This is a genomic window from Heyndrickxia sp. MSNUG (assembly GCF_049532715.1).
Taxonomy (GTDB): Bacteria; Bacillota; Bacilli; order Bacillales; family Cytobacillaceae; genus Mesobacillus.
This window is the reverse complement of the sequence record NZ_CP150978.1, coordinates 3,181,846-3,202,414: the sequence shown is the minus strand read 5'-3', so window position 1 is coordinate 3,202,414 and position 20,569 is coordinate 3,181,846. Positions and strand designations below refer to the sequence as shown.

Sequence of the window (20,569 nt, the reverse complement as noted above, 5' to 3'; positions counted from 1 at the left end):
AAACAACGGAGGGAACATTATGCCAGGCTTTATTTCTATATTGCTAGCTGCCATTGTCTTTTCGCCAATTTGGCCTCTAGGACCAAATCCCTTGCCAGGAGATCCATTTTTGATCGTGAATAAGCAGACAAATGAAGTAGCGCTAATTAACGAGAATAGAGTCCAGACGATTGTTTCAGCCGCGACAGGAAAAACCGAAGATTTAACTCCAGAAGGACTTTTTACAGTGACAGTCAAGGCGCAAAACCCATATTACCGCAAAAAGGATATCCCTGGGGGGAATCCGGAAAACCCTCTAGGCAGCAGATGGATTGGTTTTGATGCTGAGAATACCGACGGAAGAACGTATGGAATTCATGGAACAAATGACCCCTCAAGCATAGGAAAAAAAATATCCCAGGGATGCGTACGTATCCAAAATGAAGCTGTTGCATCATTATATGAATACATTCCTTTAGGAACAAAAATACTCATTACATCCTCCTCCAAAAGTTTTCTGGAACTTGGTAAGGAGCAGGGAGCTATAAGCAAATAAAAAAGGACTGTCATCTGACAGTCCTTAAATTTTTTATATGGTTTAAAAATAGAAATTTATAAGAATGTTGACAGGCCCATAAGAAGGGTTGAAGCAAGCATAGTTAAAAGCATGATATAGACTACTACCTTCCTGGTATTTGGCTTACGCATGAAAATTTCCCCCTTCCATCGCTTTTGTCCTCTTCTTATTTTACATCCCATTGAGGAAATCAACAACTCTTTTTCTAATCCAAGCTATTGAGCCTAAAGCGGTAATATAATTCTTGGTCAAGTAGAGTGAATTCTGATCAATATGGTGTGAATTCTGACCAATATGGTGAACTAACTTCAGAAAAGGTCACTTGGGGATGTTCCATGTTTCAGTGACAGAACTCGAGAAAATGTTTCAAAATGAGATTCTATTTGCGACCAATGCTGCTATTTATGATAGTGTGAAAAATATAGTTAAAGAATATTTATTATACCTATCCTTAATATTATGCCAATCCCTTATTCTCTAATCAATCTAAAAACCATATTTAAATAAGAAGGATTTGTGACATTTATATCGAATAATAAAATGATTAAATATATTCGAATAGTAATAGGAGGCATATCACATGATTAAAAAGGTCGACCATATCGGAATTGCTGTCAAATCTCTTGAGCATGCCCTCCCATTTTATACAGATGTGCTGAAGCTGCCATTGATTGGGATTGAGGAAGTAGACAGCGAAAAGGTAAAAGTAGCTTTTCTTAAAGCAGGGGAAACCAAGCTGGAACTTTTGGAACCGATTTCAGAGGAAAGCGCGATTGCCAAATTCATTGAAAAACGAGGAGAAGGCATCCATCATGTTGCATTAGGTGTGGAATCCATTCAGGAACGAATTAAGGACATGAAAGAAAATGGCATCAGAATGATACAGGATGTTCCCAAAAAGGGAGCAGGAGGCGCACTGGTAGCTTTTATGCACCCAAAATCAACCGGAAGCATTCTTTATGAATTATGTGAGAAAGACAGGGAGGCGGAGAAAAATGCCTGATATATATGAAAAGATCAATGAACTATACGATCGCCGCAGGGAAATCGAGCTAGGTGGCGGAGATGATCGGATTGAAAAGCAGCATGAAAAAGGCAAGCTGACTGCACGTGAAAGGATTGAGCTGCTTGTTGATCCTGAAACCTTTGTGGAATTGAATCCGTTCATACAGCACCGCAGCACTGATTTTGGACTGGAGAACCAAAAAGGCCCTGGGGATGGTGTTGTAACAGGATATGGGAAAGTGAACGGCCGTCCAATTTATTTGTTCTCTCAGGACTTCACTGTATTTGGTGGAGCACTTGGTGAAATGCATGCAAAAAAAATTGCGAATGTAATGGACTTGGCTGCTAAAAACGGAGCGCCATTTGTTGGCCTGAATGATTCAGGTGGTGCTAGAATTCAGGAAGGCGTTGTATCTCTTGATGGATATGGACAGATTTTTTATCGTAATTCTATCTATTCAGGAGTCATTCCTCAAATTTCCGTCATTATGGGTCCATGCGCAGGCGGAGCGGTATATTCTCCGGCAATCACGGATTTTGTGTTCATGGTCGAGAAAACAAGCCAAATGTTCATCACAGGTCCCAAGGTTATTGAAACTGTGACAGGGGAAAAGATTTCCGCTGAGGATTTAGGCGGAGCAATTGTGCATAATACAATCAGCGGGAATGCTCATTTCCATGGACAATCGGAAGAAGAAACACTAAAGCAGGTTAGACTGCTGTTAAGCTATTTGCCGCAAAGTTATGAAGAAAAGCCGCCGCGGCTTGTAGCAGATTCTAAGGATGATTATAGACCAGATTTAACCGATGTTGTCCCTTTTGATGCCGTCAGACCATATGATGTCCGCAAGGTTATTGAGCAGGTGGTTGACAACGAAAGTTTCCTGGAAATACAGAAGGATTTTGCGAAGAACATTGTCATTGGTCTCGCAAGGATTAAGGGTGAGGTAGTTGGTCTTGTTTGCAACCAGCCAAAGGTGATGGCAGGCGGACTGGATATCGATTCATCCGACAAGGCATCAAGATTTATCAGATTCTGTGATTCATTTAACATCCCAATTATCACATTTGAAGATGTTACTGGATTCTTCCCTGGAATTAAGCAGGAGCACGGAGGAATCATACGCCATGGTGCGAAAATCCTTTATGCGTATTCAGAAGCAACTGTTCCTAAGCTTACGGTCATTTTACGAAAAGCATATGGCGGTGCTTATGTGGCTCTTAATAGTAAGTCAATTGGTGCTGATCTTGTTTTTGCATGGCCAAATGCTGAAATAGCTGTTATGGGCCCACAAGGAGCGGCGAATATCATTTTTGCAAAGGAAATCCAAAATAGTGAGAATCCTGAACAGACAAGGCAGCAGAAAATTGATGAGTACCGCGAAAAATTCGCTAATCCTTATGTGGCTGCAAGCCAGGGTATGGTGGATGATGTTATCGATCCACGCGATACAAGGATCAAGCTGATACAGGCGCTTGAAATGCTGCGCACTAAGAAAGAGGACAGGCCGGGCAAGAAACATGGAAATATCCCGCTCTAATATTTTGTATTTGCTGTTGTAATTCATTTAACGGTATACTCAAATAGTATATACATAATTGGAGGTCGGCTTAGATGATAAATAACGAACGTTTATTAAATGAGTTCTTGGAGCTAGTCCAAATTGACTCTGAAACGAAATACGAAACAGAAATCGCCCGCGTCCTGAAGCAGAAATTCACTGATTTAGGACTTGAGGTAATCGAGGATGACACGACTGCAGTGACAGGACATGGAGCAGGAAACCTGATTTGTACATTGAATGGCACAAAGGAGGGAGTAGATACAATCTACTTTACTTCGCATATGGATACGGTCATTCCTGCCAAAGGCGTGAAGCCTTCCATTAAGGACGGTTATGTAGTCACTGATGGAACAACGATTCTGGGAGCTGATGATAAGACAGGCCTTGCAGTCATGCTTGAAACGATAAAGGTTTTAAAGGAACAATCAATCGAGCATGGAACAATCCAGTTCATCATTACGGTAGGTGAAGAATCAGGACTTGTTGGAGCAAAAGCTCTTGATCCGTCTTTGGTAAAAGCAAAATACGGTTATGCGCTTGATAGTGATGGCAAGGTAGGCAATATTATTGTTGCAGCCCCAACTCAAGCAAAAGTTGCCGCTGTAATTCATGGAAAAACTGCTCATGCAGGGGTTGCTCCTGAAAAGGGTGTGTCCGCCATTACGATTGCTGCAAAGGCTGTTGCAAGAATGCCATTAGGTCGTATCGACGAGGAAACTACTGCGAATATTGGACGTTTCCAGGGTGGAACTCAAACGAATATCGTTTGTGACCATGTTGAAATACTTGCCGAAGCTCGTTCGTTGATTCCTGAAAAGATGGAAGCTCAGGTAAAGAAAATGAAGGAAGCATTTGAATCTGCTGCACAAGAAATGGGCGGCAAAGCGGATGTCGATGTTCAAGTGATGTATCCAGGATTTAAATTTGGCGAAGGAGATCTTGTCGTTGAACTGGCAAGAAAAGCGGCAGCTAAAATCGGCAGAAGCTGTGAGTTGCTGCACAGCGGCGGCGGCAGTGATGCTAACGTAATTGCAGGTTTCGGCATTCCGACTGTTAACCTTGCTGTAGGCTACGAAGAAATTCACACAACAAATGAAAGAATGCCGATCGAAGAGCTAGAAAAGCTTGGAGAAATGGTCATTGCTTTAATTCAAGAAGTGGCTGCACAATAAGACTTAAAAGGGCTTCCAACATGGAAGTCCTTTTTTGTTATTTCCAATTGCTACTTACTCTTGCAGGAATAAAATGTTATATTGTTGATAGAGTAATAGACAGAAATTTTACAAAGGATGTGAACTCCATGGCTGAAACCAATAAGACGGTAGTTTTTCAGGCAGGGAATGAAGAGTATGCTTTCCCAATCCTCTATGTCATTTCGATAGAGAAGCTTGAAGGAATGACAGCGATTCCTCATATGCCCGATTATGTCACAGGGATTACTAAGGTTAGGGGCGACTTGATTCCTGTAATTGACTTAGAAAAAGTCCTTTATGGCCGTGATATACAAGCTGATGAAAAAACTAGACTGATTGTTTTGCAGACAGCTGATATTTCAATTGGTACTTTAGTTAGGGATGCTAAGGAAATTCTGGAAATTCCAGCTGGAAATTTGAAGCAGCCAGGACTGATTGCCTATCAAAAAACAATATTCATTACAGGTATTGCTAATTTTGATAAACGTATGATCATGGTCATAGATCCGGAAACGCTGATACAGTCACTTGAAGGTATTAAGGAAATCAAGGAATATATGCAAAAAGAGAAGCATGAATTACATAATTAAGAAAATGATTTTAACTTTAATTGAATAAAAACAAGGCTGGTTCAATGTGAACCAGCCTTGTTTTTATTTATCTATAACTTGAAGCTTGAAAACGATTTTCGCAAATCCTCTGCCATGCTGGAAAGTTTACCTGATGATTCCAAGAGCTCCTGCATTGTTGCGTTTTGTTCTTCAGTTGTGGCAGCAACCTGTTCAAGGAATAGTGCAGACTTTGATGATGCAGTGATCACTTCAGTTGCAGATTGAGCCATAAACTCCATTTTTTCATTCGCGTTTACTACTGCTTCGCTTACTTGGTTTCCTTTCATGCTTACTTCTTCAATCGATTCTGCGATTTCAGTAAAAGTAATCGCCACTTTTTCCACAAGTTCATTTCCTTTCAATACGGTCGCCTGGCTTTCATCCATGACATTTACGGCCTGATTAGTTTCCTTCCCGGTCTGTTCAAGAATATTGCGGATGCTTTCAGCCGCTCCGGCTGATTGTTCAGCGAGCTTGCGGACTTCTTGTGCTACGACGCCAAATCCCTTACCATGTTCACCGGCCCGTGCTGCTTCAATTGCAGCGTTAAGTGCAAGCAAGTTTGTCTGATTAGAGATATCAGTAATAATCTCAATAATTCTATGGATTTCCTGAGAATTATTTTTCAGTGAATGGATCACATTCGATAATTCGTTTACTTTTTCATTAATCATATCCATCTGTTCAGTAACGCTAAATGCATACTGTTTGCCCTGCTCAATTTTCTCCTTTGATACAGATGTCGTATAAAGAGTTTCTTTAAGCGATCCAGTGACCTCTAATAACTGTGAAGAAACATTTTCGACGGCATTATTTGTACGTTCGGATATTTTTACTTGTTCCTCAGATGCCGATGCAACTTGCATAATTGAAGAAGTGATCTCGTTATTCGCTTCAGTCGTTGCTTCTGCATTAAGCTTTAAATTTCTCGACATTTCATTAACCTGGTCAGAAGATGACAGGATGCTGGAGATTGATGCCTTTAGGTTTCTGGACAATTGGTTCATAGCGGCAATAATCTGGCCAACCTCATCCTTGCTTTTAGTATCTAGTACCTTTACATTCAATTCGCCGGCAGCAAGCTTCTTGCAATAAGCTACCACATCTTTTAAGCCCTTGCTGATGTTTCGGGATACAAAATACATTGCAATCGACGAGATGACGAATGCTATGATCATAATGATAAATGTATTCTGGACCATGGAGGCGATCGATGAATGAGTTTCCTTCATGATTTTTGTTCGATCATCAAGAATGATAGTTCTTAGGGAATTCAGTTTATCGATATTCATATCCCGAATGGTCTCAGCTTTATTGGCAAGGCTGATTTGAGTGAAGATATCCACCTGTTCACCTTTTTGTTTGAAATCTTCTACAGTAGCCAATATTTCTTCTTCCCATACTTTGTCCATATGTTTGTCTGTATTGATAATTGCATTATATAAAGCTTTTTCTTCCTCGGATTTAACATTTGATTTCAACTTTCCTGCAGACTCATTGAAATTGTCCGATTCCTTCTTATAGATTGCCAGCAGCTCTGGTTTTGGTTCAGTTATGTAATCTGTAATGATAATATACTTTTGCCGGAAAGTGGAACCCATATCGCTGATCATGATGGCATAATCGCTTTTATCTTCAGCCTGGTCGATCGCTCCGGCCAGATTATTAAGCACTGTCGATAGATAGACGAAGCTGCCTAGAAAAATCATCATAATAAAAATAAAAACGCTTCCATACTTCTTTCCGATAGACCAATGCTGCATAAATATTCCTCCGTTTTAGCATAAATGGCATTAAAAAATATTACCTGTGTATGTATTTATATCGGCATTTACATTAAGTTCTTTAATTTTTTAATTTTTTTCACATAAAATTCACATCCGGTATCATCTTTTATGGAAGAGCAATTCTATTGAAAAAACTTTTGGCAGAGCGTTGTAAAAGCTGCAATGAGCAAACGATTTTATAAAAGTGAGCGGAAGGTTATAAAAGAATCAATTCATGATCTGTCCAGTTAGGAATGGCAGCTGCATGATCATCTTATAGGTATTGCTCAGGCTTTTTTGATAAAATGAGAGGGAACGTATATTTGGGAAGTGGCTGACATGAAAGAGATGTATCCGAAACAAGGCAGGGTTATTTTACATGTTGATATGAATAGTTTCTATGCTTCGGTTGAAATGGCATATGATGCAGACTTAAAGGGGAAACCGCTCGCAATAGCAGGGAATCCTGAGGAACGCCGGGGGATTATTGTAACCTGCAGCTATGAGGCGAGAAAATTCGGCGTCAGGACAACCATGCCCTTATGGGAGGCAAAGAAGCTATGCCCGGACTTGATCATAAAAAAACCGAATTTCGAACGCTATAGATCAGCCTCTGCTGCCATGTTTGATTTATTGCGTCAATACACCGAGCTCGTAGAGCCTGTCTCGATTGATGAAGGCTATATGGATATCACAGACTGTTCCGAGCTTGGTTCTCCACTGCAGATTGCAGAAAGCATTCAGAAAAGAATTCTAGAGCAGTTAGATCTTCCATGCAGTATTGGGATAGCTCCTAATAAATTTCTCGCTAAGACTGCTTCCGATATGAAAAAACCCATGGGTATAACGGTATTAAGAAAACGTGACATCCCGAGGATTCTCTGGCCGCTGGAGGCAGGAGAGATGCATGGTGTAGGAAGCAAAACTGCGGACAAACTAAAAAATATCGGAATCAACACAATTGGCTGCTTGGCTGAGGCAAATGACATTCAACTGAAAGGTCTGCTTGGTATTAACGGAATAAGGCTGAAGGAAAGAGCTAATGGCCAGGATAATCGGGTAGTCGATCCAGATTCAGTCTATGATTTTAAAAGTATTGGAAATTCCACAACCTTGCCGAGAGATGTATCAAACCAGGTTGAGCTTTTGAAGGTGCTTGAAAGGCTTTCTGAACAAGTAGCGGCCAGGATGAAGCGAAAGGAAGCGGTGGCAACGAATATAAGTGTCATGATTCGTTTTAAGGACAGGAAGACCATTACGCGGAGCCAGAAGCTCCAAAATCCTGTTTCTAAAAAGGATGAAATTGCTGCTGCCGCCAAAACACTGTTCCTTAAGCATTGGAACGGGGACCCGGTAAGACTGTTGGGCATTACTGGTACTGATCTTCTTGAAGCGGATCAAGCAGTGAAACAGCTGGATCTTTTCTCATTTGAGCAGGATGCAAGGAAAGAACCGCTGATTAATACTATGAGCCTGTTGAGAGAGAAATATGGCAAAAGCATTATTGAGAGTGCTGGTTCACAAATTAAAAATAAATTTCCTGAAGAAACAAAAGGAACAGATACAAGCTTTAGTAAAGATTTCCTGCAGGACCGCAGGTTGCAGGACAATGAAGAGAGAAAAGATAAATAGAATGTTTATCAGAAAGCTGTTAAGTCAAAATAAATAAGGGCACAGGTCTGAATGTTTGCAACCCAAATCTATCATTGCTAAATTATAGAGTATGCATTTAAAAACCTGGTCTTAGACAGAAGGGAAGTTGGAAAAATGTCAAAGCAGCAAATCGGAGTTATAGGTCTTGCAGTCATGGGCAAGAATCTGGCGATGAATATTGAAAGCAGAGGCTATTCTGTATCCGTCTATAATCGTTCTAGAGAGAAAACGGATGAAATGCTGGCTGAAACAAAAGGAAAAAATCTCGTCGGTACCTACACGATTGAAGAATTTGTCCAATCACTTGAAAAGCCCCGCAAGATTTTGCTTATGGTTAAAGCTGGTGCAGCCACAGATGCGACAATCGAACAGTTGAAACCATATCTTGAAAAAGGAGATATCATCATTGATGGAGGCAATACATTTTTTGCCGATACACAGCGTCGAAACAAGGAATTGAGTGAGTTAGGACTTCACTTCATCGGAACAGGCGTATCCGGCGGCGAGGAAGGTGCTCTGCATGGCCCGTCCATCATGCCTGGAGGACAGAAGGAAGCCTATGATTTAGTTGCTCCTATTTTTCAGGACATTTCTGCTAAAGTCAATGGGGAAGCATGTACAACGTATATCGGTCCGGATGGAGCAGGCCATTATGTGAAAATGGTCCACAATGGCATCGAGTACGGAGATATGCAATTAATATCCGAATCGTATTTTATGCTTAAGCATGTTCTTGGTCTCAGTGCAGAAGAGTTGCATCAAGTATTTTCCGATTGGAATAAAGGTGAGTTGGATAGCTATCTAATCGAAATTACTGCTGACATATTTACTAAAAAGGATGAAGAAACAGGAAAACCTTTAGTTGACATGATTTTGGATACTGCCGGTCAAAAGGGCACTGGAAAATGGACAAGTCAGAGTGCGCTTGATCTTGGTGTGCCTCTGCCAATCATCACTGAATCTGTTTTTGCCCGCTTTATATCAGCGATGAAACAAGAGCGCGTTGAAGCAAGCAAGGTGCTGACTGGACCAGAAGCGAAACCTTTTGAAGGCGACCGTGAAGCTTTCATTGAATCCATTCGCAAGGCATTGTATTTAAGCAAGATTTGCTCATATGCCCAGGGTTTTGCACAAATGAGAGCAGCATCTGAAGAATACAATTGGAATTTGAGCTATGGTGAAATTGCCATGATTTTCCGCGGAGGCTGCATCATCAGAGCGCAATTCCTTCAAAAAATAAAGGAAGCTTATGACCGCGATCCAGGTTTGAAAAACCTGCTGCTTGATCCGTATTTCAAGGAAATTGCCCAAAGCTATCAGCAGTCACTCCGTGAAATTATCTCTGCTGCAGTGCTGAACGGTATTCCAGTTCCTAGCTTCTCTGCAGCACTGTCTTACTTTGACAGCTACAGAACTGAAACCCTGCCTGCTAACCTGATTCAGGCGCAGCGAGACTACTTCGGAGCGCATACGTATCAGCGCATTGATAAAGAAGGAATCTTCCATACAGAATGGATGGAATAATAAAGGAAAGAGGCTGACTCAAAAGGTCGATTAGATTCGACCTTTTAGTCGCCTCTTTTTTTTAATGTTGTCAGTTCTATTTTGCTTATTTAAAGTCAATACTAAATAAAACGAAACCAAATACTTCCATAACCGTATGTAATTTAAATCGTAAAAAGGGAGATGTGAAAGATGATCGAAAGCGGCTGCGTAAAATGCGGGAGCAGGGATGCAGGGGAAAAGGAAGTTGCCATGACCGGTGCTGGATTGTCCAAGATGTTCGATATACAACATAATCAATTCGTGGTCGTGTACTGCAGGAAGTGTGGTTATTCAGAGTTTTATAATAAACAGGCATCTGCAGGGTCCAATATTCTTGATTTATTTTTCGGAGGATGAGCAGATATGAAAATCCCGCTTGCAGCTTCGGCAGGCGGGATTTTATTATAGTTTGATTAGCACTTCTCAACATCAATTTCAGTAACAGGCCACCAGAAGAATCCATCTTTTTCAAGCAGCTGATCTGCTGCGTCTGGACCCATAGTGCCAGATGAGTAGTTAGGGAAGGCTTGCTCTTTTGTGTTTTCCCAAACATCTGAAATGTTATCGACAAAGCTCCAGGAAAGCGCGACTTCATCCCAATGGGTAAAGTTAGTAGCGTCTCCGCGAAGTGAATCGAATAACAGCTTTTCGTATGCTTCAGGAGTATTAAGGCCGTCAATGCCCTTATTTGCATAGTTCAGTTTTACCGGTGTTGCATCTGTTCCCTGACCGGATTTTTTAGCGTTCAGATGAAGTGTAATTCCTTCTTCTGGCTGGATGTGAATCACTAAAAGATTAGGATTAACCGTTTTTTCCGGACGATAGTATAGATCCATTGGAATATCTTTGAATTGAATCACAATTTTTGTAGACTTAGCTGTCATTCTTTTACCTGTACGGATGTAAAATGGCACTCCAGCCCAGCGGAAATTATCAATCATTAATTTTCCGGCAACAAAAGTTTCCGTGTTTGATTCAGGATCGACCATTTCCTCGTTGCGATAAGCTGGTACTTCTCCGCCGTTCATCTGGCCTTTATCATATTGACCGCGAACAAAGTATTCATTTACTTCTTCTCCTTTTACTGGACGAAGGGCACGGAACACTCTAACTTTCTCAGACCGGATTTCATCTGTTGTTAGTTTGATTGGGGGCTCCATTGCGAGCAATGAAACCATTTGCAGCATATGATTCTGGACCATGTCCCTCAACGCGCCGCTTTTTTCGTAATAGCGTCCGCGTTCTTCAACGCCAAGCGTTTCGCTTGAAGTAACTTGTATATTTGAAATGTAGCGATTATTCCAAAGCGGTTCAAACATTGCATTGGCAAATCGGATGACTTCGATGTTCTGGACCATTTCCTTACCAAGATAATGGTCAATACGATAAATTTCATTTTCCGAGAATGCAGTACGGATTTGTTTGTTTAAAACTTTTGCTGACTCAAGGTCATGTCCAAATGGTTTTTCAATTACGAGACGTTTAAATCCTGAAACATCTGTAAGCTTGTCCTTCTTTAAATGCTCTGCAATTGTTCCAAAAAACTCAGGCGCCATCGCAAGATAGAAGATTCTGTTTCCATCAAGTCCGTAGTGGCTGTCCATTTCTTCAGCAAGCTTTCCAAGAGCTACATAGGAGCTTGAATCAGTAACATCGTGGGAGTGATAATAGAATTTAGATGCAAATTCATCGATATTCTTTGCTGATTCATGATTTTCTTGTACAGATTCTTTAACCTTCTGCTGGAATTCTTCATTTGATAGTGAACGTCTGGCGACACCTATGACTGCGAATTTGTCCAATTTTCCTTTTTCAAACAAATTGTATAGGGAAGGGAACAATTTACGGTTCGCAAGGTCTCCAGTAGCCCCGAAGATCATGATTAAAGCAGTTGGTTTATCAGTGTGTGTCACAATATAGGACCTCTCTTTATATGAATTTACTCAATATGTATAAAAACACTTTACAAGTATAAAATTTTATCGGTTTCGTGAACAATTAGCAACTGTTTGAACTGTAATTAGTTTCTTCCAAATGACTGGAACTATGCCCATTGTGTTAAATCTGCAGATTTGCCTTATATGGTATCTTTAACAAACCACGGTCTCTTGTGATATATTGGAAGGAACAAAGAAATGACCAGCCCAAGTACCAGCGGGCTTTTTGCATGAAAGGCGGTTTTAAAAATGGATGTTTTTTTTCTGGGGACTGGGGCAGGCGTTCCTGCTAAGCTGAGGAATGTGACTTCGATCGCGTTAAAATTGCTCGAGGAAAGAGGAGCAGTCTGGCTATTTGACTGTGGAGAAGCTACACAGCATCAAATTTTACATACTAGCATTAAACCGCGCAGGATTGAAAAAATTTTTATCACCCATTTGCATGGGGACCACATTTACGGACTCCCAGGATTACTTTCAAGCCGTTCATTCCAAGGTGGAGAATCATTGGTAACAGTTTATGGTCCATCAGGAATTAAGGAATATATCGAACTATCTCTGAAAATTAGTAAATCCTACTTGAAATACCCAATCGAGATCATCGAGATTGAGGAAGGACTTATATTTGAAGACGACCAATTCACTGTAGAAGCCAGGCTCCTTGAGCATGGAATTGCTTCATATGGGTATAGAGTTGTGGAGAAGGACCGTCCTGGGACCCTTCTCGCCGAAAGGCTTGCCGCCGCGGGAGTCAAGCCAGGTCCAGACTACAAAAGAATCAAGAACGGTGAAGAAGTAATTTTGGAAGATGGAAGAGTCATTCAACCTGAAGAATTTGTAGGACCGCCCCAAAAAGGCAGGATTGTGACGATCTTGGGTGACACGAGAGTCTGCGAGAATGCTGTTCTCCTCGCAGAAAACGCAGATTTACTGATACACGAAGCTACTTTTTCAGCGAACGAAGAAGCTCTTGCGCATGAATATTTTCATTCTACAACTCTGCAGGCCGCTGATACTGCTCTCAAAGCCAGGGCAAAAAAGCTGTGCCTCACACACATCAGCTCACGATATGACCGCAACGACTGGAAGCAGCTTGAGGCGGAGGCAGGGAAGGCATTTTCAAATACGGTCATATCTGAGGATTTTATGGAAATCGGCATCTCCTTAAGACTGCCTGATTAAAGGGGTGGAATAATGAAAACCGTATATCTCGTCAGGCATGCGAGTGCGGAAGGCCAGCCGATAGATGCTCCTCTGACAGAGCAGGGGAGAAAGCAGGCACTAGCGCTGGTTGAATTTTTTAAGCAAAAGGAGATAGACCTCATTTTCTCGAGCCCGTTCAAAAGGGCGATTGATACGATTAAACCACTTTCTGATTCAAAGAAAATCAATATCATTGAAGACAGCAGGCTGGGAGAAAGAGTCTTGAGTACGGTTAGCTTTGAAGATTGGCGCGATAAGCTAAAACAAAGTTTTGATGATTTCGATTTAGTGTTCGAAGGTGGAGAATCACATACAGCAGGCATGGAAAGAGCAAAATCATTGCTAGAGGACATCCTGTGTTCTAATGATGAAAATATTTTGCTGGTCAGCCATGGCAATATGACCACCTTGCTTATGAGATATTTCAATGAAAGCTTCGGATATGACTGCCTAATGGAAATGACGAATCCAGATGTTTTTGAACTTGTGGTGTCAGATGAAAAGACGATATTAAAGAGGATTTGGGATGACAGGATATAATATAAAAATATTGGCCGTTAAAATTGTTAAGAATTGTGTTTAATTTAAACATTTGGGCGAGAAAATAATCTAATCTTAAGAAAATGGAAATCAGGAAAAATTCCTGGTTTCCATTTTTTTGTTGACAATCAAAAGGTTATTTGAATATCCTATAATCAAATGATCGTTTGAATGAATAGAGGGGTTCTAATGAAGGAACAAGATGTCTGCCAGGTAAATTGCATCGACCGGGAAAAAGTCGACCGCGTGGCTGCGCAGGTGAATGAACAAAATACTTTTGAAGCAGCTAGGATTTTTAAGGCTTTATCAGATGAGACGAGGGTGAAAATTGCATACGCCCTATATGTTGAAAAAGAACTGTGCGTCTGCGATGTAGCTTCGATTGTAAATGCATCGACAGCGACGGCATCGCATCATTTACGCCTTTTAAAAAATCTCGGCATCGCAAAATATCGTAAAGAAGGAAAGCTGGTTTTTTATTCATTGATCGATGATCATGTTAAACAATTAATCCACATAGCGTTTGAACATCAAAAGGAGATGGAGAACAGTGGTTGAAGCAGCAGAACTACAAGGAGAAAAAACGATTTACCGCGTACAGGGCTTCACCTGAGCTAGCTGTGCCGGAAAGTTCGAACAGAACGTAAAACACCTGGATGGTGTTTTTGATGCAAAAGTAAATTTTGGTGCCTCCAAATTAACCGTTTATGGCAATGCCTCCATTGAAGAACTCGAAAAGGCAGGAGCGTTTGAGAATTTAAGGTTATATCCAGATGAAGCAGAAATTGTACCTGAAAACAAGAAACCATTCTTGCAAGAAAACCTCACTGTTCTAATTAGCTTATTATTCATTATTGCGGGGTACTATTTTCAAATAAATGAAGGAGAGGAAAGCCTTCCTGCAATAATTTCATTTTTAGGAGCAATTCTTGTAGGCGGTTATTCACTCTTTAAAACCGGAATAAAAAATCTATTAAAGCTTGATTTTGATATGAGGTCATTGATGACGGTTGCTATCATTGGTGCCGCGATCATTGGGGAGTGGAGCGAAGGTGCAGTTGTTGTCATCCTTTTTGCAATTAGCGAAGTGCTTGAGCGCTATTCAATGGATAAAGCAAGAGCGTCTATTCGCTCGTTGATGGATATCGCTCCAAAAGAAGCACTTGTACGAAGGAATGAGCGGGAATTCCTGGTGAATGTCAATGAGATTGTTGTTGGAGACATCATGGTCGTAAAACCAGGAGAGAAAATCGCTATGGATGGGGACGTAGTCGCCGGTTTCTCTGCCGTCAACCAGGCAGCAATTACAGGAGAATCGGTTCCTGCCGAGAAAAATCCTGGCGATGAGGTTTTTGCAGGAACACTGAATGGAGAAGGCCTTCTTGAAGTGAAAATCACTAAATTGGTCGACGATACCACCATTGCAAAGATCATTCATCTTGTGGAGGAAGCACAGGCAGAAAAGGCACCTTCACAGGCATTTGTCGACCGTTTCGCTAAGTACTATACCCCGATCATTATCCTTGTCGCGTTTTTGGTAGCCATTTTTCCTCCGCTGTTATTTGGCACTGATTGGAGCGAGTGGATTTATCAGGGGCTGGCCGTGCTAGTTGTCGGCTGTCCATGTGCACTTGTTATTTCAACCCCAGTTTCGATTGTAACCGCGATAGGCAATGCAGCGAAAAATGGCGTGCTTATCAAAGGTGGAGTCTATCTGGAAGAAATGGGCATGCTTAAGGCCATTGCTTTTGATAAAACTGGAACATTAACAAAAGGAATACCAGCCGTTACGGACTATAAAGTGCTGTCTTCATATGATTGTAATGAATTATTATCAGTAATTGCAGCACTTGAGAACAAATCAGAGCACCCGCTAGCTGCTTCTATTGTCCGCAAGGCAGAAAGTGACAACATCACTTTCAAGGATACAGTCATTGAGGAATTTACTTCGGTCACTGGCAAAGGAATAAAAGGGACAGTAGATCGAGTAACATATTATATCGGCAGCCCTAAATATCTTGATGGAATCATAAGCACTGGAATTCCATCAAATCTTAACGCAGAAATTTCCCTGCTGCAGGATGAAGGGAAGACAGTCATGGCTGTCGGGACGGCTTCTGAAATGCTTGCCATAATAGCCGTAGCGGATGAGGTAAGAGAATCAAGCAGGGAAGTCATTTCCCGCCTTCACGAACTGGGCATTGAAAAAACGATCATGCTTACTGGAGACAACAGCGGAACCGCTAAAGCGATTGGCAGGGAAGCAGGAGTTTCAGAAATAGAATCAGAGCTTCTCCCTGAAGATAAGCTGTCATTCATCAAAGAATTGCAAAAAAAACACAACAAAGTGGCAATGGTAGGCGATGGAATCAATGATGCGCCGGCACTAGCCGCAGCGACTATTGGTATAGCAATGGGCGGGGCTGGAACAGATACAGCACTAGAAACTGCCGATATCGCATTAATGGCGGATGATTTGAAAAAACTGCCGTTTACAATAAAACTAAGCCGCCAAACACTGAGCATTATCAAACAGAACATCACATTCGCAATTGTCGTTAAATTGTTCGCATTGCTGCTCGTCATTCCAGGCTGGCTCACCTTATGGATTGCTATTTTTGCAGATATGGGAGCAACGCTCATCGTTACACTGAACGGGCTAAGGCTTTTGAAGGTGAAAGATAAATAAACCAAGAGGCCATATAGGCGACCATTTTTTCCGAATTCGATTGATTTAGGTAACCAAGAAGCTTTATGGCGGCCGCTTTTACCAAATTCTGTTCTTTAGGTAATCAAGTAGCCTTTAAAATAAAAAAAACATGTTCGTGTGGTTAGGGTAATCAATCTTCCATGTTTATACTCCGTGACTATAAAGATAAAAAAATGGAGCTGGAGAGGGATGCAATGAATAATTCATGGAACGCGATCATTTATAAAGGATGGGCCCCAATCTATGATTGGATTTTCGATGCGGGCCCATTTTCACGGGCAAGGGAAAAACTTTTTACTGATGTACAATTCCAGCCGGGAGACAGGATTCTTTTTGTCGGGGTTGGGACAGGTGCTGATATTGATAGACTGCCAGATAAAAAACTCAGCGTTACAGCGATAGATTATTCAGAAGACATGCTTCAGAAAGCAAGGCGGAAATTTGCGGATTCAGACATTCATTTCTTGAAGATGGATGCACAACAGTTAGATTTCCCATCCGAGAGTTTTGATTATGTAGTTGGCAGCCTAATCCTGTCGGTCGTCCCTGACAGCAACAGAGCCCTTGATGAAATGACAAGAGTGTGCCGTATAAATGGTACGATCTTAATTTTCGATAAGTTCGCAGAACCAGGTAAAGGCTTATCACGCTCAAAAAAATTATTAAGGCATGTGATCAAGGTGCTGGGAACAGATATAGGTGTTTCCTTTGAAGCCTTTTATCAGCGCAAAAGAACTGCGCTTGCGCTGTTATCCGATGTTGGCATCATGTTTGGCGGCATGTACCGCAAGATTACCCTGAAAAAAGTTTCGTAAGAGGATGGCCCAGTCGTGCATTGAGTTGCAGCTGGGCTTTTTGAATTTTTAAAAGGTAAGTGTAAAAAAACAGATTCCTGCTTATGCAGAAAATTTTCGTCTCTAAGTCTTGTGAAGTCATCATTCTACCCATCGAACATTGTATTTTTCCTCACAACTTTTTTCCTGCGTGATGAATAAATAAAGCCGGCATTTTAAATGCCGGCTTTATAAGAGTATTAAAATAACCAGCCACGGCTGTATTGCTTAGGCGGTTCGATGCTAGTTCCAAGTTCTTTTGCTGCTGTGCGCGGCCAGTAAGGATCACGGAGCAGTTCGCGTGCAATGAAAATTAAATCGGCACGGTCGTTCTGAAGAATTTCTTCTGCCTGGATTCCAGTCGTAATCAAGCCTACGGCTCCAGTTGCCACGTCCGCGCCATGCTTGATCTTTTCAGCTAATTTGACCTGATAGCCTGGATAAACGTTAATTCTCGCGGGAACAACTGCTCCTGAACTGACGTCGATTAAATGAACGCCTAAATCTTTCAACCATGAGCCAATTGTTACATAGTCTTCGCCTGTCAGCCCTTCATCATGGTAATCACAAGCTGAAACCCTGACAAACAATGGTTTGTCCCATATCGTTTTAACCGCTTCAAGAACTTCTCTCAGGAAGCGGAATCGGTTCTCAGGAGAACCTCCGTACTCGTCTTCCCGTTTATTAGTAAGAGGTGATAGGAATTGATTAATTAGATATCCATGTGCAGCGTGGATTTCAATCACATCAAAGCCAGCACTTTTTGCCCTTTCGGCAGCAAGCTTGAAGGCCTCGACAGTTTCTTTGATTTCTTCAACTGTCATTGCCTTTGGCTCTTTGTAATTTTCGTCGAAAGCCAGGGCAGAAGGAGCGATGATTTCATCACGCAGCGCAGCTTTTCTGCCAGCGTGAGCTAGCTGTATGCCCGCTGCCGCACCATTCTGCTTAATCTGTTCAGTCAATCTTGTAAGCCCTGCAACATGTTCATCGCTCCAAATGCCTAAATCCTGATGGGAAATACGTCCTTGTGGCGTGACAGCAGTTGCTTCAAGAATGATTAAGCCGACTTGTCCAATGGCTCTGCTCGTATAGTGAGCGACATGCCAATCAGTAACGATGCCATCTTCCTTTTCACATGAGTACATGCACATCGGAGCCATGACAATTCGGTTTTTAAGGGTGAGCCCTTTCATTTCATAAGGTGAAAATAATTTCGTTTCCAAACAAGAAGCCTCCTTTATTTCGTAATGCAAAATATATTTTCAGTATAACAGTGCTCTCTTCAGAAAGGAAAAAATGTACTCACAGGTCATTTTTTTTTCGCAGCTCACTAAGCGTATATTTTGTTCCGCGCCAGATGATACCGCCTCTTTTGAAGGTTAAATAGCTTGCCCTTATGATTGAAAAAATAAAGAGCAGCGCCGTAAAAGGAAGGGCAAAGAACAACAATGGTGAAAAGCGGGTCATTCTTTTCGTGACCATCGTATACAAAATTGCTAGGAAAATAAGATTGATGGCACTCAGCATGGCAATGGCCTTGTTATTAGAAAAAATCGTAAAGAACGGAACGACCTGTGAAACAAAGACCCCAAAAATAGAAAATAGCACCATACTGATCCGATAATGCAGTCCCGCAAACGTATTTTTCTCCAGTCCTGCCAAGGCTTCTTTTAAGCTTGGGTACCATTCTACCTCAATTAGTTTCAGGGCCGTCACCATCCGCTGTTTTAGCCCTGCTTCCTTTACCTTCCTGCCGAGCTGCAAATCATCATCTGGCCGCATCTTGATTTGTACATGTGTCCCAATTTTTTCATATGCATCCCTTGTGACCATATTGAACGCCCCAATCCCGATTCCTGTTTTGGATCTCGGATTATTGGCGAGCCAAGGTCTCTTATAATATGAAAATCCAAATAAAAAGAAAGCCACAAACGCTTTCAGCCAAAACGGTTTTGCACTTAAATCTGGCGCGGCAGTCATATGATCCAGCTCATGCTCTTCAAAATAGCCAACAGCTTTTGCGAAAGCCTCCGGGCTGTACATGACATCTGCATCCGTAAATAAAATCCGGCTGCCAGATGCCTGCTGATATCCTTCATATAGGGCATGGTTTTTACCAAGCCAGCCCTCAGGCAAAGAGGTAAGATGGATCACCTTGACTCTTGAATCTATTTTCTGGAGTTCATCCATCGTGCGGCCTGTTGTATCATCAGAACGGTCATTGACCAGAATCCATTCCACATTTTTATATGTTTGCACGAGCTGGCTTTGAACGCTGAGTTGAATATGTTTCTCTTCATTCCGGGCTGCTACGATGACGCTTAACAGCGGCCCAGTTTCTATCTCCTTTGCTTTTTCCAAAGAGTCTAGCTTGCTGAAACCGATGGCCGCGTCTATTGTCGCTGCAATCCAGATGATGAGTGTCAGAGTAAGTAAAATCAAAAGCATTGCCATCCATCCCTCGTGTTTTTCTCCATTGTAGAGAAAAGGAGGGATAGATTGCAATTTTAGAAACGGCGGTTTGCGGATGCAAGCTCGCTTCCGAGCAAGCTGCCAAGTTTTCTTGATTGGGCTGTAGCTTCCTTTATGCATGAAATAAAAGCAGATTGTACCCCATGCTTTTCGAGTATGCTGATTCCTGCTTCGGTTGTACCGCCCGGACTTGTAACCTCAAAGCGCAGCTGTGATGGCTCTTTATCCGATTTTGTCAGCATTTCGGCTGCCCCAAGCAATGTCTGGATGATGAGTTGTTTGGCTGTATGCTTTTCAAGTCCGATTTCTACGGCGCTTTTTTCCATCGCTTCGACAAGATAATAAATATAGGCAGGACCGCTGCCTGAAAGTCCGGTAACTGCATCAAGTTGTGATTCCTCGACAATCGCCGTCAGCCCAATCGTATTGAAAAGCTCTTTTACACGCCATTTTTGTTCACCAGTCACATTCTCATTTACTGCCAATGCAGTCGCTGATTTTCCTATCGCAGCTGATGTGTTTGGCATCACCCGTGCTACTGCGAGTGAGGCCCCAGCAGCAGCCTCGATTGCCGCAATTGATACACCCGCTAAAACGGAAATGACGAGCATCCCATCAGTCAGGTAGGATTTAATTTCCCCAATCGCCATGGCGGCATCCTTTGGCTTCATCGCCAAGACAACTGTATCCGCGTCAGAGAAAAGTTCATCATAGTTATACGTAGTCCTTACCCCATATTTTTGTTCCAGCGTTTGGAGTCTGTGTGTATCCTGCTTATTCGTTAACCACATATGCTCTCCCGGGAGAAGCCCGCTTGCTCCTATACCGGAAATCATCGCTTCTGCCATCGAACCTGCCCCAACAAAAACAAGCTTCTTCATCAAGGTCGCCTCCAATATTTTTTAAGCTTTTTAACAGCCTTATTGCTTCTGGATATTTTCAGCTGTAAAAATAAAAAGGCCTTTCATCCATAAAAGGAC

Annotated in this window: 19 protein-coding genes; 13 read left to right on the top strand and 6 right to left on the bottom strand. The window is 41.8% G+C overall.

The genetic code is table 11. The features are described 5' to 3' along the window. The first annotated feature begins 19 nt into the window (after positions 1-19). Positions 20-535 (top strand): L,D-transpeptidase, encoded by a 516-nt coding sequence (locus AABM38_RS16135; RefSeq protein WP_423407330.1) that lies wholly within the window; start codon positions 20-22, stop codon positions 533-535. 56 nt (positions 536-591) lie between these two features. Here the strand turns inward: AABM38_RS16135 and prli42 are convergent, their stop codons facing one another. Continuing rightward, the gene (prli42, locus tag AABM38_RS16130; RefSeq protein WP_335375805.1) at positions 592-687 is read right to left on the bottom strand and encodes a stressosome-associated protein Prli42; all 96 of its coding nucleotides are present in this window, start codon (positions 685-687) and stop codon (positions 592-594) included. A 449-nt stretch (positions 688-1,136) separates the two neighbouring features. Here prli42 and mce point away from each other — a divergent pair, with 449 nt between their 5' ends. From mce to AABM38_RS16110, 4 genes are all read left to right on the top strand, one after another. Further along, positions 1,137-1,559, top strand: coding sequence for a methylmalonyl-CoA epimerase (gene mce, locus AABM38_RS16125; RefSeq protein ID WP_423407329.1), 423 nt, complete (start codon positions 1,137-1,139; stop codon positions 1,557-1,559). Beyond that, positions 1,552-3,102 (top strand): acyl-CoA carboxylase subunit beta, encoded by a 1,551-nt coding sequence (locus tag AABM38_RS16120; RefSeq protein ID WP_423407328.1) that lies wholly within the window; start codon positions 1,552-1,554, stop codon positions 3,100-3,102. The genes mce and AABM38_RS16120 overlap by 8 nt, the downstream gene beginning before the upstream one ends. Positions 3,103-3,176: 74 nt before the next feature. Further along, positions 3,177-4,298 (top strand): tripeptidase T, encoded by a 1,122-nt coding sequence (locus tag AABM38_RS16115; protein ID WP_423407327.1) that lies wholly within the window; start codon positions 3,177-3,179, stop codon positions 4,296-4,298. 128 nt (positions 4,299-4,426) lie between these two features. Beyond that, the gene (locus tag AABM38_RS16110) at positions 4,427-4,909 is read left to right on the top strand and encodes a chemotaxis protein CheW (protein ID WP_423407326.1); all 483 of its coding nucleotides are present in this window, start codon (positions 4,427-4,429) and stop codon (positions 4,907-4,909) included. A gap of 71 nt (positions 4,910-4,980) precedes the next feature. Here AABM38_RS16110 and AABM38_RS16105 read toward each other — a convergent pair whose 3' ends face one another. Then, the gene (locus AABM38_RS16105) at positions 4,981-6,693 is read right to left on the bottom strand and encodes a methyl-accepting chemotaxis protein (RefSeq protein ID WP_423407325.1); all 1,713 of its coding nucleotides are present in this window, start codon (positions 6,691-6,693) and stop codon (positions 4,981-4,983) included. Between the two features lie 342 nt (positions 6,694-7,035). Here AABM38_RS16105 and AABM38_RS16100 point away from each other — a divergent pair, with 342 nt between their 5' ends. The 3 genes from AABM38_RS16100 (at position 7,036) to AABM38_RS16090 (ending at position 10,251) form a co-directional block, all read left to right on the top strand. Continuing rightward, the gene (locus tag AABM38_RS16100) at positions 7,036-8,328 is read left to right on the top strand and encodes a DNA polymerase IV (RefSeq protein ID WP_423407324.1); all 1,293 of its coding nucleotides are present in this window, start codon (positions 7,036-7,038) and stop codon (positions 8,326-8,328) included. Positions 8,329-8,463: 135 nt separating this feature from the next. Then, a complete protein-coding gene (gene gndA, locus AABM38_RS16095) occupies positions 8,464-9,873 on the top strand; it encodes an NADP-dependent phosphogluconate dehydrogenase (protein WP_423407323.1) in 1,410 nt (469 codons plus the stop codon). Between the two features lie 171 nt (positions 9,874-10,044). Continuing rightward, positions 10,045-10,251, top strand: coding sequence for a zinc ribbon domain-containing protein (locus tag AABM38_RS16090; RefSeq protein WP_423407322.1), 207 nt, complete (start codon positions 10,045-10,047; stop codon positions 10,249-10,251). Between the two features lie 56 nt (positions 10,252-10,307). Here the strand turns inward: AABM38_RS16090 and zwf are convergent, their stop codons facing one another. Then, positions 10,308-11,774 carry a glucose-6-phosphate dehydrogenase gene (gene zwf / locus AABM38_RS16085; RefSeq protein WP_423410768.1) on the bottom strand — a complete coding sequence of 489 codons (1,467 nt, stop codon included), beginning with the start codon at positions 11,772-11,774 and terminating at the stop codon, positions 10,308-10,310. Between the two features lie 306 nt (positions 11,775-12,080). Here zwf and rnz point away from each other — a divergent pair, with 306 nt between their 5' ends. From rnz to AABM38_RS16060, 5 genes are all read left to right on the top strand, one after another. Beyond that, complete coding sequence (gene rnz, locus AABM38_RS16080) at positions 12,081-13,013, top strand: ribonuclease Z (RefSeq protein ID WP_423407321.1); 933 nt, start codon at positions 12,081-12,083, stop codon at positions 13,011-13,013. 12 nt (positions 13,014-13,025) lie between these two features. Further along, the gene (locus tag AABM38_RS16075) at positions 13,026-13,574 is read left to right on the top strand and encodes a histidine phosphatase family protein (RefSeq protein ID WP_423407320.1); all 549 of its coding nucleotides are present in this window, start codon (positions 13,026-13,028) and stop codon (positions 13,572-13,574) included. A 189-nt stretch (positions 13,575-13,763) separates the two neighbouring features. Next, positions 13,764-14,132: a metalloregulator ArsR/SmtB family transcription factor gene (locus tag AABM38_RS16070; protein ID WP_335375794.1), complete on the top strand. Its 369-nt coding sequence runs from the start codon at positions 13,764-13,766 to the stop codon at positions 14,130-14,132. Further along, positions 14,125-16,263, top strand: a complete 2,139-nt coding sequence (locus AABM38_RS16065) for a heavy metal translocating P-type ATPase (protein WP_423407319.1) — start codon at positions 14,125-14,127, stop codon at positions 16,261-16,263. Before AABM38_RS16070 ends, AABM38_RS16065 begins: the two co-directional genes overlap by 8 nt. A 215-nt stretch (positions 16,264-16,478) precedes the next feature. Next, complete coding sequence (locus AABM38_RS16060; protein WP_423407318.1) at positions 16,479-17,099, top strand: class I SAM-dependent methyltransferase; 621 nt, start codon at positions 16,479-16,481, stop codon at positions 17,097-17,099. A gap of 218 nt (positions 17,100-17,317) precedes the next feature. Here the strand turns inward: AABM38_RS16060 and namA are convergent, their stop codons facing one another. The 3 genes from namA to proC all read right to left on the bottom strand — a co-directional run bounded on the left by namA (position 17,318) and on the right by proC (position 20,470). Continuing rightward, the gene (gene namA, locus AABM38_RS16055) at positions 17,318-18,340 is read right to left on the bottom strand and encodes an NADPH dehydrogenase NamA (protein ID WP_423407317.1); all 1,023 of its coding nucleotides are present in this window, start codon (positions 18,338-18,340) and stop codon (positions 17,318-17,320) included. Between the two features lie 79 nt (positions 18,341-18,419). Then, on the bottom strand, positions 18,420-19,565 hold the full coding sequence (locus AABM38_RS16050; protein ID WP_423407316.1) for a glycosyltransferase: 1,146 nt from the start codon (positions 19,563-19,565) through the stop codon (positions 18,420-18,422). Between the two features lie 59 nt (positions 19,566-19,624). Then, a complete protein-coding gene (proC, locus tag AABM38_RS16045; protein WP_423407315.1) occupies positions 19,625-20,470 on the bottom strand; it encodes a pyrroline-5-carboxylate reductase in 846 nt (281 codons plus the stop codon). Positions 20,471-20,569: the final 99 nt, after the last annotated feature.

Coding starts and splice junctions, on each gene's coding strand:
- AABM38_RS16135 (WP_423407330.1), top strand. CDS start 20: ATGCCAGGCTTTATTTCTATATTGCTAGCTGCCATTGTCTTTTCGCCA.
- prli42 (WP_335375805.1), bottom strand. CDS start 687: ATGCGTAAGCCAAATACCAGGAAGGTAGTAGTCTATATCATGCTTTTA.
- mce (WP_423407329.1), top strand. CDS start 1,137: ATGATTAAAAAGGTCGACCATATCGGAATTGCTGTCAAATCTCTTGAG.
- AABM38_RS16120 (WP_423407328.1), top strand. CDS start 1,552: ATGCCTGATATATATGAAAAGATCAATGAACTATACGATCGCCGCAGG.
- AABM38_RS16115 (WP_423407327.1), top strand. CDS start 3,177: ATGATAAATAACGAACGTTTATTAAATGAGTTCTTGGAGCTAGTCCAA.
- AABM38_RS16110 (WP_423407326.1), top strand. CDS start 4,427: ATGGCTGAAACCAATAAGACGGTAGTTTTTCAGGCAGGGAATGAAGAG.
- AABM38_RS16105 (WP_423407325.1), bottom strand. CDS start 6,693: ATGCAGCATTGGTCTATCGGAAAGAAGTATGGAAGCGTTTTTATTTTT.
- AABM38_RS16100 (WP_423407324.1), top strand. CDS start 7,036: ATGAAAGAGATGTATCCGAAACAAGGCAGGGTTATTTTACATGTTGAT.
- gndA (WP_423407323.1), top strand. CDS start 8,464: ATGTCAAAGCAGCAAATCGGAGTTATAGGTCTTGCAGTCATGGGCAAG.
- AABM38_RS16090 (WP_423407322.1), top strand. CDS start 10,045: ATGATCGAAAGCGGCTGCGTAAAATGCGGGAGCAGGGATGCAGGGGAA.
- zwf (WP_423410768.1), bottom strand. CDS start 11,774: ATGATCTTCGGGGCTACTGGAGACCTTGCGAACCGTAAATTGTTCCCT.
- rnz (WP_423407321.1), top strand. CDS start 12,081: ATGGATGTTTTTTTTCTGGGGACTGGGGCAGGCGTTCCTGCTAAGCTG.
- AABM38_RS16075 (WP_423407320.1), top strand. CDS start 13,026: ATGAAAACCGTATATCTCGTCAGGCATGCGAGTGCGGAAGGCCAGCCG.
- AABM38_RS16070 (WP_335375794.1), top strand. CDS start 13,764: ATGAAGGAACAAGATGTCTGCCAGGTAAATTGCATCGACCGGGAAAAA.
- AABM38_RS16060 (WP_423407318.1), top strand. CDS start 16,479: ATGAATAATTCATGGAACGCGATCATTTATAAAGGATGGGCCCCAATC.
- AABM38_RS16050 (WP_423407316.1), bottom strand. CDS start 19,565: ATGCTTTTGATTTTACTTACTCTGACACTCATCATCTGGATTGCAGCG.
- proC (WP_423407315.1), bottom strand. CDS start 20,470: ATGAAGAAGCTTGTTTTTGTTGGGGCAGGTTCGATGGCAGAAGCGATG.